The organism is Rhodococcus sp. AG1013, assembly GCF_003350365.1.
Taxonomy (GTDB): domain Bacteria; phylum Actinomycetota; class Actinomycetes; order Mycobacteriales; family Mycobacteriaceae; genus Prescottella.
The window spans coordinates 1-12,740 of the sequence record NZ_QQAT01000033.1 but is presented as its reverse complement, the minus strand read 5'-3'; the positions used below and the strand labels follow the sequence as shown (position 1 = coordinate 12,740).

The following is a 12,740-nucleotide window of genomic DNA, read 5'->3' as shown; positions in this document are numbered from 1 at the left end:
GGAACACGCAGCGGGACTGTGTGTCTCGGCGGTATCCGACGGCGGCCTGAACGTCGCACGATCCGGCCGGGGATTCACGGTGCCGGCGGCAGGATCTGGCACAGTGCGGCCAGTGCGGCGGCGAAGGCGTGGTCCGTCGGCGCCGCGTAGCCGACGACGAGGCCGTCGAAAACGGGCGCGGCGTCGGGATGGCGGTAGGCCGCGAGACCGTCGAGTGCGATGCCCTGCCACGCGGCGGCCTTCACCGTCGAGGCTTCGGTGCCGGGCGGAAGTCGCAGCACCGCATGCAGTCCCGCGGCGATGCCGGCGGGTTCGATGTGCGGTGCGTGCTCGGCCAGCGCGGCGGCCAGGCGGTTGCGGCGGTCGCGGTAGCGCTGGCGCATCTGCCTGACGTGCCGGTCGTATGCCCCGGAGCTGATCAGGTCGGCGAACGTGAGTTGGTCGACCACACCGGTCCAGCGCTCCCGCCGGCCCTTCACTGCCAGGACGGGGTCGATCAGCCGTTCCGGCAGCACCATCCAGCCCAGTCGCACCGCGGTCGAGAGGCTTTTACTGGCCGACCCGACGTAGAGGACGTGGTCCGGGTCGAGGGCCTGGACCGCACCGATCGGTTCGCGGTCGTACCGGAACTCGCCGTCGTAGTCGTCCTCGATCACCACCCCACCCCGCCCCCGCGCCCATTCGACCGCCGCGTGGCGCCGCGCCGGATCGAGGGGACCACCGAGCGGGAACTGGTGAGCCGGGGTGAGCAGCACCGAGCGAACGGCGCGATGATCCGCCAGTTCCGTTGTTCGGGAGCCATGTTCGTCGAGCCCGAGTGGTACGGTCCGGACACCGTCGGCCGCCAGCAGTGCGCGGTGGAAGGCCAGGCCGTACGCCTCGACCGCGAGGGGGCCCCGCAGCACACCACCACAGAACAGCAGGCGCAACGCGTCGGAGAAGCCCGCGCAGATCACGATGCACTCCGGGCCGGTGCGCACTCCCCTGACGCGGGCGAGATAGTCGGCGAGCGCGGTTCGCAACTCGATCCGGCCCTGGGGGTCGCCCGGGCCGAAGGCGCTGTTGGGTGCGGCGGTGAGCGCCCGGCGGGTCGACCCCATCCACGCCCTCCTCGGGAACGACGAGGTGTCCGGCTGCCCCTGCAGGAGGTTGTGCACCGGCGCGGCGGTGCCGGTGGACGGCTTCGTCGGTACACGCGGTCGTGCAACGGGTGCGGTGCGCTCGGCGACCCGGGTGCCCGAACCCCGCCGGGCGGTCAGCCAACCCTCGGCGACCAGTTCGGAGTAGGTGGCGGCGACCGTGTTCCGTGCGATGCCGAGGTCGGCCGCGAGCGACCGATAGGGAGGCAGCAGGGTTCCCGGGGCCAGCCGCCCATCCTGGATCGCCCCGCGCAGTGCCCGGCCGAGAGCGGCTCGGCGCGAACCGGTTCCGCCCAGTTCCAGATGCAGATCGGAACCGAGACGTTCGGCAACATTGACCCATGATTTCGACATCGGAATGCACCTCTCGGGTGGTCTATTGATTCCCTAGATTAGTGATCATGACCAACACCACCGCACCCCGAGTCACCTTCGCCGCCGCCGCCCCGAAGGCGTTCAAGGCGCTGATCGGCTTCGATGCCGCTGCCCGCGAGGGCCTCGACCCCACGCTGGTCGAGCTGATCCAGATCCGCTCGTCACAGCTCAACGGCTGCGCCTACTGCCTCCACATGCATGTGAGCGACGCGCGTAAGGCCGGCGAAGACGAGATGCGCCTGCACATGATTGCGGTCTGGCGTGAGGCGAGGCACTACTTCTCCGCACGGGAACACGCCGCGCTCGCGCTGACCGAGGCCGTCACCCGAATCGCCGGCGGCGTGCCGGACGAGGTGTACGCGCAGGCCGCGGCGCAGTTCGACGACGCGGAGCTCGCCCACGTCCTCGCCCTGATCTTCACGATCAACACCTGGAACCGTCTCGCGATCAGCACCGGCAAGGTCGCCGGCACCGACGAGCGTCGCCGGTAGTTCCGTCCGGATGCCGATCCGGTCAGCGGCCCGAGCTGCCCGCGGATTGGAGCCGTGAACGGTCAGCGGACATCCGATGGCGGCTTGCGCCAGGAAACGGTTCAGCACGGTGCCGTAGTCGCCGTCGTAGGCGAAGGATGCAAGCACCCACAGCTCCCGTCTGTCGGCAGAACCGGCGGGGAATCCGGTCGCCGCACCTGTCCCCATCGGGGAGCTACTCTTCACCCATCCCAGGTGAGGCGGACGGGCGCGGGGCGTCCCACACTGCCGACATGGCTATGACATCGAATTCGGCATCCGAGTCCATCATTCGCCAGCAGAAGGAGCTGCTCGAGAGCCTTCCCTTCTCCGATACGCAGGATTTCGACGACGCCACTCGCGGGCTCGTCGCCCGCCGCGAACCGAACGCGGTCACGGCGGAGGACGGAACGGTCCTGTGGGACAACGACACCTACGCCTTTCTCGAGGGCGACGCTCCGGACACCGTGAACCCGAGCCTGTGGCGGCAGTCCAAGCTCAACGCGATCGACGGTCTGTTCGAAGTGGTCCCGGGTATCTACCAGGTACGCGGCATGGACCTGTCGAACACCACGTTCGTCGAGGGTGACGAAGGTGTGGTCGTCGTCGACACCCTCCTCTCCGAGGAGACCGGCCGCGCGGCTCTCGAGCTCTACCGCGAGCACCGTGGCAACCGTCCGGTGAAGGCGATCGTGTACACCCATTCCCACGTCGACCACTTCGGCGGCGTCCGGGGTTTCGTGTCGCAGGAGGAGGTGGACGCCGGCAAGGTGAAGATCTTTGCCCCGGAAGGGTTCACCGAACACGCCATCTCCGAGAACGTGTACGCGGGCATCGCGATGGGTCGCCGTGCCGGCTACATGTACGGCGCCGCGCTCGCTCGCGGGCCGCAGGGCCAGGTCGGTGCCGGATTGGGTCAGACCACCTCCACCGGGACCGTCACCCTCATCCCGCCGACGGACATCGTCACCACCACCGGCCAGGAGGAGACCGTCGACGGTGTCCGGATGGTCTTCCAGATGGCGCCCGATACGGAGGCGCCGTCGGAGATGCTCATCTACTTCCCCGGTTTCAAGGCGTTGTGCGCGGCCGAGGACGCCACGCACAACTTCCACAACCTGCTGACGCTGCGCGGTGCGGTCGTCCGAGACCCGCACGGCTGGGCCGGCTACCTGACCGAGACCATCGACCTGTTCGGCGACGACGTCGAGGTCGTCTTCGCCTCCCACCACTGGCCCACGTGGGGCAAGGACCGGGTCGTGGACTTCCTGTCCACCCAGCGCGACCTCTATGCCTATGTGCACGACCAGACGTTGCGCATGATCAACAAGGGCTTGACCGGGCCCGAGATCGCCGAGCAGCTCCAACTGCCCCCGTCCCTCGAGAACGCGTGGAGCGCGCGCGGCTATTACGGGTCGGTCAGCCACAACGTCAAGGCGATCTACCAGCGCTACATCGGGTGGTTCGACGGCAACCCGGCGAGCCTGTGGGAGCACACCCCGGTCGAGCAGTCGAAGCGTTACGTCGACTTCATGGGCGGCGCGGACGCGGTCGTCGCGAAGGCGCGTGAGTCGTTCGCCGCCGGCGACTACCGCTGGGTGGCGCAGGTGGTCAACCACGTGATGTTCGCGCAACCGGACCACGCGAAGGCCCGGGACCTGCTTGCCGACACCTACGAGCAGCTCGGCTACGGCGCCGAGAACGGCACCTGGCGCAGCTGGTACCTCTCCGCGGTCACCGAGCTTCGCGAGGGAAAGTTCGGGACGCCGACCGAAACCGCCGCACCGGACGTCATCGCCCAGCTGACCCCGGACATGCTGTTCGACGCCATGGCCATCCAGATCGACGGACCGCGGGCGTGGGACGTGAAGCTGTCGATCGACATCGCGCTCACCGACGTCGACGAGCGATACCGGCTGCGGCTCGCCAACGGCGTCCTCACCTACAGCAACCGGCCCCAGCCGGGCTCGGCGGACGCGATCCTGACCACGACCCGACGGGCGCTGCCGGCGCTCGCGCTGGGCGGGCCGTCGGCCGACGGCCTCGCGGACGCCGGGATCGAGATCAGCGGTGACGCATCGGTTCTCACTCGACTGGCGGCGGTGCTGGATCCGGGTGACAAGCACTTCGCGATCGTCACACCGGAATGAGTCATCGGCAGTGCTGCGCCGGCGATGCGGGGTCCTCCTCGGGCCACCGGCGCAGCAGTAGCCCGTGGGAGAGAGACGGATCCGGATGCTGATCCCCGATACTCAACGCCGTCCTCTGCCCGAATTGGACGAACGCCTCGATCTGACGGTCGGCGACCGGAGCGCCAAGGCGTCGGCGTTCTGGACGATGTTGACCCTCGCCGGGCTGATCGCGGTCGCCGGTGTGGTGGGCGACTCCACCGCGACGGTGATCGGCGCGATGATCGTCGCCCCACTGTCGACGCCGATCCTCGGCGTCGGGTTGGGTATCGCCACCGGTCGTGCCCGGCTGATCGGGCACAGCCTGATGATCGTGGTGCTCGGAGCGGTGCTGGTCGTCGTCGTGGGTGCACTGTTCGCTCAGTTGCTCCCCAATTCCACTGATGTGCTGGCGAACTCGCAGGTCCTCGGACGGACGTCACCGAAACTGTCCGATCTGACGGCCGCGTTGGCGACCGGTCTGGTCGGGGCGATCGCGGTCGCGCGGCGCGATGTCGGCGACGTGTTGCCGGGGGTGGCCATCGCGATCTCCCTCGTCCCGCCGCTGGCCGTCGTGGGGGTCTGCCTCGGGTCCGGTGCGCCGTCCCTGGCGATGGGCGCCCTGGTCCTGTTCCTGTCGAACGTCCTGGCGTTGGTCATCACCGCCACAGGCGTTCTCGTCGTCGCCGGGTATTCCACCGAAGCGGGATGGGGCGCCGGTAAGCGCGGTGGCGCCTACCTTGCCCTCGCGCTGGGCATGGTCGTCGTGGCGGTGCCGATGGTCGCGAACACCCTGTCGTCGCTGTGGGCACAGCAGATCGCCGAGGCCGGCGAGCGATGGCTGGCGGATGTGCCCGGCGCGCACGTGACCGACGTCGTCTGGCACAGTGACACCGCGACGGTGGCGGTGCTCGGTCCCCAGGATCTTCCCCCGATCAGCGAACTGCAGGCGGCGGTCGACTCGATCGTCCCCTGGGAACCGTCGTTGCGGGTCGATCACACCGTCGGTGCCCGCATCGTCGCCGAGTAGTCACCGCCGCAGTTCCGCCGGCCGGTCCAGCCAGCCCAGCTTGTGCGGGTTGCGGATTGCGTACACCCGGCTGATCCGGCCGTCCTCGACCACCACGCTCACCGCGGTGGCCTCGCCGCCGACGTCGATCCGGATTCCCGGCATGCCGTTGTAGTACGTCGGCGCGGTCACGAAGTCCGGGAACGTCGCGGCGCGGGCCAGGAACGCCGACACCCGTCGGGCCCCGACGATCGGCTTCCGTGCCGCCGTCGCGATGCCACCGCCGTCGGCGATCACCACCACGTCCGGGGCGAGCACCTCCATCAGTGCCTGCACGTCGCCGTTCGAGACGGCGGCGAGGAACCTCTCGACCGCCGCCTGCTGTTGGTCCCGGTCGACCTGCATCCGAGGCCGCCGCGCACCGACGTGCTCGCGGGCACGGTGCGCGATCTGCCGGACCGCGGCCGGGGTCTTGCCCACCACCTCGGCGATCTCCTGGTACGGCGTCTCGAAGGCAGCCATTCCCCGACGTACTCCTCCCGGCGGCGCGACACCGACCGGAGCCGGTTCAACGCCTGGCGGGTGACGATCCGGACCAGATAGGCGCGGGGATCGTGCACCTCGGCCCGATCGACCTCGGCCCACCGCAGCCAGGTCTCCTGGACCACGTCCTCGGCGTCGGCCGCGGAGCCGAGCATCTCGTAGGCGACGGTGAAGAGCAGGCTGCGGTGGGTGACGAACGGGTCGTCGGTCATGTCGTCGAGCGTACGGCGAGCGGCTCGAGACCACAGGTGGCCGACAAGCCCTGCGACTCGATGCCGAACGCGGTGTTGGTGCGGGTCATCAGGTTCGCCACCGCGATGAACGCGGTCAGCTCCACGAGTGCGGGTGCACCGAGTTGCTCGAGCAGCCGCGCGGACATCTTGTCGGTCACCGTCGGCGGGGTCTGGGTCATCGCCTCGGCGTATTCCATGACGTCGCGTTCGAGCGGTGTGAACACGTCCGACTCGCGCCAGCGCGGCACCTCGCGTGCCTTGGTCAGATCGAGTCCCTCGTTGTGGGCGTGGAAGTAGCCGAAGTCCAGGCAGAAGCTGCAGCCGACGAGGCTGGCCACCGCCATGTGGGCGAACGACTTCAGGTTCTCGTCACACTGGTCCCATTTCTGCGCTTTGCGGCCGACGGTGAAACTGAAGTTCAGCACTTTCCGGTTGTGCCACGTCACCTCGACCGGTTCGGCGACGTCGCCGAGCATCTTGCGGGACATCCGCTTGACCACCGCGCCGTAGATGCCGGTCAACTCTGCTTTCGGGATTCTGGTAGCCATGATTCCTCCTTGCGGTTGTTTGCTCTCGGCATGGAGACACCGGCCGGGGGCCGGATGTGACACCCGACCGCAAATTCGTGGGCTCGAGGAGCGGGTCGGCGGCCCGCAGCGCTGGACAACTCCGGTACGACGCGGGACGATCGCGCAGGTGACCAGCAGACCTGACGAAGCGCAGCGCCTGCGTGACCTCGCGTTGCTGCGCCGTGTTCGCGACCGGATGGATCGGGAGTACGCGCAACCGCTGGACGTCGAGGCGCTCGCCCGCGGCGTGAACGTCTCGGCCGGTCATCTGAGCCGGCAGTTCCGCCTCGCGTACGGCGAGTCGCCGTACGCCTATCTGATGACGCGACGTATCGAGCGCGCGATGGCACTGCTGCGCCGTGGCGACCTCAGCGTCACCGAGGTCTGTTTCGCGGTCGGCTGCTCGTCGCTGGGCACCTTCAGCACCCGATTCACCGAGCTGGTCGGTGTCCCGCCCAGCGTCTACCGGGATCAGGCGCGCTCGGCCGAGGAGATGCCGTCGTGCGTCACGAAGCAGGTGACCAGACCGATCAGGAATCGAGAAGCGCCGACCCGCGCACCGCATTTAGCGTGACTGCCATGGACATCACCATTCACTCAGCCTTCCTGCCGCACACCGACCACGAGGCCTCATTGGCCTTCTACCGCGACCTGCTCGGATTCGAGGTCCGAAAGGAGGTCGGCTACAACGGGATGTACTGGATCACCGTCGGCCACCCGGATCAGCCCGGCACGTCCCTCGTCCTGCATCCCCCGGCCGCCGATCCCGGCATCACCGACGACGAGCGCCGCACCATCACCGAGATGATGGCGAAGGGGACGTACGCAATCCTGACCCTGGCCACCCCCGACCTCGACGCAACCTTCGCGAAGCTCGAGGCCGGCGGCGCCGACATCGTCCAGGAGCCGATCGACCAGCCGTACGGCATCCGGGACTGCGCCGTCCGGGACCCCGCGGGCAACCTGCTCCGAATCAACGAGGTGCGTTGACATGACCACTTCCAAGTCACCGACCACCATCGCGTCCCTCATCCTGGAAGTACCCGACCCCACGGCCGCCGAGGCGTTCTACGCCGCCTTCGGCGTCGGCGATCGCGTGGGCGTCCGCGCGGCGGAGGCGCCGACGGCCGGGTTCCGCGGCTACACCCTCTCGCTCGTGGTGTCGCAGCCGAACATCGTCGACGCGTTCGTGGGGGCCGCCCTCGACGGCGGCGCCACCACGCTGAAGCCCGCCAAGAAGGGCTTCTGGGGCTACGGCGGCGTCGTGCAGGCCCCGGACGGCGCGATCTGGAAGGTGGCGACGTCGTCGAAGAAGAACACCGGCCCCGCCACCCGGCAGATCGACGACGTCGTGCTGCTGCTCGGTGTCGAGGACGTCAAGGCGAGCAGACAGTTCTACGTCGACCGCGGGCTGGAGGTGGCGAAGAGCTTCGGACGCAAGTACGTCGAGTTCGCGGCACCGGATTCGCAGGTCAAGCTGGCGCTCTACGGGCGCCGCGCGCTCGCGAAGGACGCCGGCGTCTCCCCGGACGGGACCGGATCGCACCGTATCGTCGTCGGTAGCGAAGCCGCACCCTTCACCGACCCGGACGGGTTCGAGTGGGAGACCACGTCCGCATGACGCCGCGGTCGGTCGGACGCAGGCACGGTGGCCGCGACGGCGGCCCGACACAGAGGGAGAGACGATGAGCACGGCCACGACGACGGACCAGCAGTCGCCTGAGCTTCACGCCGCCGACCGCCACGATCTGATCCGCGTGCACGGCGCGCGCGAGAACAACCTCAAGGACATCAGCGTCGAACTGCCGAAGCGGCGGCTGACGGTGTTCACCGGTGTCTCGGGCTCCGGCAAGAGTTCGCTGGTGTTCTCCACCATCGCCGCCGAGTCGCAGCGGATGATCAACGAGACGTACAGCGCCTTCGTGCAGGGTTTCATGCCGACTCTGGCGCGGCCGGACGTCGACGTGCTCGACGGGCTGACGACGGCGATCATCGTCGATCAGGAGCGGATGGGCGCCAACCCGCGCTCCACCGTCGGCACCGCGACCGACGCCAATGCGATGCTGCGCATCCTGTTCAGCCGGGTCGGAAAGCCGTACATCGGCTCGCCGCAAGCATTCTCGTTCAACGTCGCCTCCGTCAGCGGTGCCGGGTCGATCACCGTGGAGAAGGCCGGCCGGACCGTCAAGGAGCGTCGCGCCTTCAGCGTCACCGGTGGCATGTGCCCGCGCTGCGAGGGCCTGGGCAAGGTCTCGGACTTCGACCTGACGGCTCTGTACGACGACGGGAAGTCGCTCAACGAGGGTGCGCTGACGATCCCCGGCTACAGCATGGACGGCTGGTACGGCCGCATCTTCCGCGGCTGCGGATTCTTCGACCCCGACAAGCCGATCGCCAAGTTCACCAAGAAGCAGTTGAACGACCTCCTCTACAAGGAGCCGACCAAGGTCAAGGTCGAGGGCGTCAACGTCACGTACGAGGGTCTGATCCCGAAGATCCAGAAGTCGTTCCTGTCCAAGGACCGCGAGGCGATGCAGCCGCACATCCGCGCGTTCGTGGATCGCGCGATCACCTTCCAGACGTGCCCCGACTGCGAGGGCACGCGGCTGAGTGAGGAGGCGCGCTCGTCGAAGATCGACGGGGTCAGCATCGCCGACGTCTGCGCCATGCAGATCAGCGATCTCGCCGAATGGGTGCGCGGGCTGGACGCGCCGTCGGCGGCGCCGCTGTTGAAGTCGTTGGGCGAGACGCTCGACTCGTTCGTCGAGATCGGACTCGGCTATCTCAGCCTCGACCGCCCGGCGGGCACGCTGTCCGGCGGAGAGGCGCAGCGCACCAAGCTGATCCGCCACCTCGGGTCGTCGCTCACCGACGTCACGTACGTCTTCGACGAGCCCACCATCGGCCTGCACCCGCACGACATCGCGCGGATGAACGACCTGCTGCTGCAACTGCGCGACAAGGGCAACACCGTCCTGGTCGTCGAGCACAAGCCGGAGGCGATCGCGATCGCCGACCACGTCGTCGATCTCGGCCCCCGCGCCGGCACCGAGGGCGGCGAGGTGGTGTTCGAGGGCACCGTGGACGAACTGCGCTCGAGCGGCACGCTCACCGGCAAGCACCTCGACGACCGCGCGTCGGTGAAGCCGTCGGTGCGGAAGTCGTCGGGCGCGCTGGAGGTGCGCGGTGCCGGCACCCACAACCTGCGCGACGTCGACGTCGACATCCCGTTGGGCGTGCTCGTCGTGGTGACGGGCGTCGCCGGTTCGGGCAAGAGTTCGCTGATCGGCGGCTCGGTGGCCAAGCGCGACGGTGTGGTGTCGATCGACCAGGGGGCGATCAAGGGTTCCCGCCGCAGCAACCCCGCCACCTACACCGGCCTGCTCGACCCGATCCGCAAGGCGTTCGCGAAGGTCAACGGCGTCAAGCCCGGCCTGTTCAGCGCCAACTCCGAGGGCGCCTGCCCCAACTGCAACGGCGCCGGCGTCGTGTACTCCGACCTGGCGATGATGGCCGGCGTCTCCACCCCGTGCGAGGTGTGCGAGGGCAAGCGGTTCCAGGCCGAGGTGCTGGACTACAAGTTCGGCGGCAAGGACATCAGCGAGGTGCTCACGATGTCCGTCGCCCAGGCCGAGGAGTTCTTCGGCTCCGGTGACGCGAAACTCCCTGCAGCCCACAATATCCTGGCGCGGTTGGCGGATGTCGGGCTCGGCTACGTCAAGATCGGTCAGCCGCTCACCACACTGTCCGGCGGCGAACGGCAGCGACTCAAGCTCGCCACCCACATGGGTGAGAAGGGCGACGTCTACGTCCTCGACGAGCCCACCACCGGCCTGCACCTCGCCGACGTCGAGAACCTGCTCGGCCTGCTGGACCGCCTCGTCGACTCGGGCAAGTCGGTCATCGTCATCGAGCACCACCAGGCGGTGATGGCACACGCCGACTGGATCATCGATCTCGGTCCCGGCGCGGGGCACGACGGCGGCCGGATCGTCTTCGAGGGCACGCCCGCCGACCTCGTCGCCGACCGGTCCACCCTCACCGGCAAGCACCTGGCGGAGTACGTCGGCGCCTGACCACGGCGCCGGACAATTCGGCGTTCGGTGACCACGCGGCCGGCCGGCGTGTTTCGATTCGCCTATGCGAAAAGCACTGCTGGCAGTTGCGTTGATCGCTACCTGGCTGGTTGCCGGGGCCGCGCCCGCAGGCGCCTCGTCTGTGGGCGCGGCGCAGCCGTCCTGGTCCGGTGAGTACTCGGTGAAGCGCTTCGCCGCGACGAAGACCGGGACGAGTCTGGCGGCGCGGCAATGGGAGCCCGACTTCGCCGATACCTACACGTTCGAGACGAGTTGTTCGGGCGGAACCTGCGTGGCCACCGTGACCGACGGGCCCACGCCCGCCAATCCGACACTGCCCCAACCCCCGCAGTACACCTGGGACGGGACAAGTTGGGTTCATCACTACGACTGGCAATGGGACTGCTGGCAGGGCGAGGGCGTGCCCAAGGTGTGGGCGCCGGCGTCCTCGGTGGCGATCTACACCCCGCAACGAGACGGCACGCTGACCGGTTCGTGGCGTACCGACATCGAGAGTGGCCCGTGTGAAGGCTCGGTGATCATGAACGTCGCGGCCTACCCGGTCGATCCGCCTCCCGGTGTCTTCGGCAGCAGTAGCTGAGACGGATGTACTCCGGGCGGACCAGCTAGCCGTCGCAGCCGGAGAGGGAGACCATGGACGGTTCGAGTGTCGAGCATCTGCCGTTCGGTGTGGCCGTGCCCAGGATCGTCCGTTCCATCGCGATGACCGTCGTGTTGCTGTCGCGACGGCGGGTCCGGTGTCGTTCCGAGTGGGTCGGCGAGCAACTCCGCTTCGGCGACGCGCACGGACGGGTCTACCGGGACACGGTGGCGGTGCGGCCCCCGACTGCCGACTCCTGCGTGCTGGTGGTCGAATTCCGTCTCCGTGGGATCCACGGGTGGGCCCATGCATTGTTCCGCTGGGAGAGCCTGCTCAACACCCCGCTGTTTGTCGGGTTTCCCGGATTCGTCTCGAAACTGTGGGTCACCCACGACGAACACGAGGTCTATCGGGGCGTGTACGAGTGGGACGGCGCCGAACGGGCGGAGGCGTATGTGCGGGCGCTGTGGTGGCTGCTCGCGCCGGTCAGTCTGCGCGGCTCCGTCAACTATCGGGTACTGCCGGGCGTGCGTCGCGACCAGTGGCTTGCCCAGCGCGGACACCACCGCCGGCCTGCCGAGACGCGGGGAGCGAAACGTGTCGGGGCGAGCACTGCCGGCCTCGTTCGGACCGTGGCCGAGTCGGTGGGCGGCGCCGTGCTGATTGCGGTGCACCTGCTCGGGCGACCGCTTCGTCACTGGCGCACCGGATGGGGCGCGACGGCCGAAGAAGCCGTAGCCACCCTCCCCGGTGACGAGCTGGTACCCGACGCGGCCTGGAGTTACACCCACGCGATCACCGTCGCAGCACCACCGGAGCGGTTGTGGCCGTGGATCGTTCAGCTCGGTCAGGGTCGCGGTGGGTTCTACAGCTACGCCGGCCTCGAGAACCTCGTCGGCTGCCACATCGAGAATGCCACCGAAGTGCTCGGCCGGTTCCAGGACGTGGCAGTGGGCGACCCGGTCCTGCTGCATCCCGACAGGCCGCCGTTGACGGTCGCCGCGGTCGAGCCGCGGCGGCATCTGGTGCTGCTCGGTTCGGCACCTGACAGCGCGGACGCTTCGCTGTGGGCGTTTCACCTCTTCGACGACGGCAACGGGGGCACCCGCCTGATCGAGCGGGGACGCTACGCACATGGTGGCGGTTGGGCGGGCAGTCTCGCGTTCGGCCCGGCCCTGCTCGAACCGATCAGCTTCGTGATGAGCCGCAAGATGCTGCGCACTCTCCGCGCCCTGGCGAGTATCCGATGACAACGGATCATGCTTCCGAACGCCCTGTAGGAGAACAGCCGTCACGCCGCGCGCGAGGCCACGACATTGTCGTGGGCCTGCCACCGACATGATCCAAATTGCCTGGCGTACAGCCCTTCCGGATCGATCCTTCGTTGCGGATCAGGCGAGCTGGATGAGTTCGAGGTACTCCGGGGACCAGTGATCTTCCTGCCCATCAGGCAGCAGGATGACCCGCTCCGGGTTCAGTGCCTCGGCGGCGCCCGGATCGTGCGTGACGAGGACGACG

At 68.5% G+C, this 12,740-nt stretch carries 11 protein-coding genes and 1 pseudogene; 9 read left to right on the top strand and 3 right to left on the bottom strand.

Features of this window, described 5'->3' with window-relative positions:
• Nucleotides 1-74: 74 nt before the first annotated feature.
• Nucleotides 75-1,493 carry a PLP-dependent aminotransferase family protein gene (locus DEU38_RS26640; protein ID WP_114724378.1) on the bottom strand — a complete coding sequence of 473 codons (1,419 nt, stop codon included), beginning with the start codon at nucleotides 1,491-1,493 and terminating at the stop codon, nucleotides 75-77.
• Nucleotides 1,494-1,540: 47 nt separating this feature from the next.
• On the opposite strand from DEU38_RS26640, the gene DEU38_RS26635 reads away from it, so the two are divergent.
• The 3 genes from DEU38_RS26635 (at nucleotide 1,541) to DEU38_RS26625 (ending at nucleotide 5,221) form a co-directional block, all read left to right on the top strand.
• The gene (locus tag DEU38_RS26635) at nucleotides 1,541-2,005 is read left to right on the top strand and encodes a carboxymuconolactone decarboxylase family protein (protein ID WP_114724411.1); all 465 of its coding nucleotides are present in this window, start codon (nucleotides 1,541-1,543) and stop codon (nucleotides 2,003-2,005) included.
• A gap of 278 nt (nucleotides 2,006-2,283) precedes the next feature.
• Nucleotides 2,284-4,173: an alkyl/aryl-sulfatase gene (locus DEU38_RS26630; protein ID WP_114724377.1), complete on the top strand. Its 1,890-nt coding sequence runs from the start codon at nucleotides 2,284-2,286 to the stop codon at nucleotides 4,171-4,173.
• An 85-nt stretch (nucleotides 4,174-4,258) separates the two neighbouring features.
• On the top strand, nucleotides 4,259-5,221 hold the full coding sequence (locus tag DEU38_RS26625) for a DUF389 domain-containing protein (RefSeq protein WP_114724376.1): 963 nt from the start codon (nucleotides 4,259-4,261) through the stop codon (nucleotides 5,219-5,221).
• On the opposite strand, the pseudogene DEU38_RS26620 reads toward DEU38_RS26625, so the two are convergent.
• Together DEU38_RS26620 and DEU38_RS26615 are read right to left on the bottom strand one after the other, a co-directional pair.
• Nucleotides 5,222-5,955, bottom strand: a pseudogene (locus DEU38_RS26620) (sigma factor).
• Nucleotides 5,952-6,524 carry a carboxymuconolactone decarboxylase family protein gene (locus DEU38_RS26615; protein WP_114724375.1) on the bottom strand — a complete coding sequence of 191 codons (573 nt, stop codon included), beginning with the start codon at nucleotides 6,522-6,524 and terminating at the stop codon, nucleotides 5,952-5,954. The pseudogene DEU38_RS26620 and the gene DEU38_RS26615 overlap by 4 nt, the downstream one beginning before the upstream one ends.
• Nucleotides 6,525-6,672: 148 nt before the next feature.
• Between DEU38_RS26615 and DEU38_RS26610 the strand changes: the two genes are divergently transcribed.
• The 6 genes from DEU38_RS26610 to DEU38_RS29590 all read left to right on the top strand — a co-directional run bounded on the left by DEU38_RS26610 (nucleotide 6,673) and on the right by DEU38_RS29590 (nucleotide 12,472).
• On the top strand, nucleotides 6,673-7,119 hold the full coding sequence (locus DEU38_RS26610) for a helix-turn-helix transcriptional regulator (RefSeq protein WP_114724374.1): 447 nt from the start codon (nucleotides 6,673-6,675) through the stop codon (nucleotides 7,117-7,119).
• 5 nt (nucleotides 7,120-7,124) lie between these two features.
• The gene (locus DEU38_RS26605) at nucleotides 7,125-7,535 is read left to right on the top strand and encodes a VOC family protein (RefSeq protein ID WP_217487163.1); all 411 of its coding nucleotides are present in this window, start codon (nucleotides 7,125-7,127) and stop codon (nucleotides 7,533-7,535) included.
• Between the two features lies 1 nt (nucleotide 7,536).
• Complete coding sequence (locus DEU38_RS26600; protein ID WP_114724372.1) at nucleotides 7,537-8,166, top strand: glyoxalase; 630 nt, start codon at nucleotides 7,537-7,539, stop codon at nucleotides 8,164-8,166.
• Nucleotides 8,167-8,230: 64 nt separating this feature from the next.
• On the top strand, nucleotides 8,231-10,621 hold the full coding sequence (locus DEU38_RS26595) for an excinuclease ABC subunit UvrA (RefSeq protein ID WP_114724371.1): 2,391 nt from the start codon (nucleotides 8,231-8,233) through the stop codon (nucleotides 10,619-10,621).
• Between the two features lie 64 nt (nucleotides 10,622-10,685).
• On the top strand, nucleotides 10,686-11,222 hold the full coding sequence (locus DEU38_RS26590) for a hypothetical protein (protein WP_114724370.1): 537 nt from the start codon (nucleotides 10,686-10,688) through the stop codon (nucleotides 11,220-11,222).
• Nucleotides 11,223-11,275: 53 nt separating this feature from the next.
• Nucleotides 11,276-12,472: a hypothetical protein gene (locus DEU38_RS29590; RefSeq protein ID WP_258558177.1), complete on the top strand. Its 1,197-nt coding sequence runs from the start codon at nucleotides 11,276-11,278 to the stop codon at nucleotides 12,470-12,472.
• Nucleotides 12,473-12,740: the final 268 nt, after the last annotated feature.

What these genes read in the sequence shown, in the direction of transcription:
- DEU38_RS26595 (WP_114724371.1), top strand. Translation starts at nt 8,231, where the DNA reads ATGAGCACGGCCACGACGACGGACCAGCAGTCGCCTGAGCTTCACGCC.
- DEU38_RS26605 (WP_217487163.1), top strand. Translation starts at nt 7,125, where the DNA reads ATGGACATCACCATTCACTCAGCCTTCCTGCCGCACACCGACCACGAG.
- DEU38_RS26600 (WP_114724372.1), top strand. Translation starts at nt 7,537, where the DNA reads ATGACCACTTCCAAGTCACCGACCACCATCGCGTCCCTCATCCTGGAA.
- DEU38_RS26635 (WP_114724411.1), top strand. Translation starts at nt 1,541, where the DNA reads ATGACCAACACCACCGCACCCCGAGTCACCTTCGCCGCCGCCGCCCCG.
- DEU38_RS29590 (WP_258558177.1), top strand. Translation starts at nt 11,276, where the DNA reads ATGGACGGTTCGAGTGTCGAGCATCTGCCGTTCGGTGTGGCCGTGCCC.
- DEU38_RS26615 (WP_114724375.1), bottom strand. Translation starts at nt 6,524, where the DNA reads ATGGCTACCAGAATCCCGAAAGCAGAGTTGACCGGCATCTACGGCGCG.
- DEU38_RS26630 (WP_114724377.1), top strand. Translation starts at nt 2,284, where the DNA reads ATGACATCGAATTCGGCATCCGAGTCCATCATTCGCCAGCAGAAGGAG.
- DEU38_RS26590 (WP_114724370.1), top strand. Translation starts at nt 10,686, where the DNA reads ATGCGAAAAGCACTGCTGGCAGTTGCGTTGATCGCTACCTGGCTGGTT.
- DEU38_RS26640 (WP_114724378.1), bottom strand. Translation starts at nt 1,493, where the DNA reads ATGTCGAAATCATGGGTCAATGTTGCCGAACGTCTCGGTTCCGATCTG.
- DEU38_RS26625 (WP_114724376.1), top strand. Translation starts at nt 4,259, where the DNA reads ATGCTGATCCCCGATACTCAACGCCGTCCTCTGCCCGAATTGGACGAA.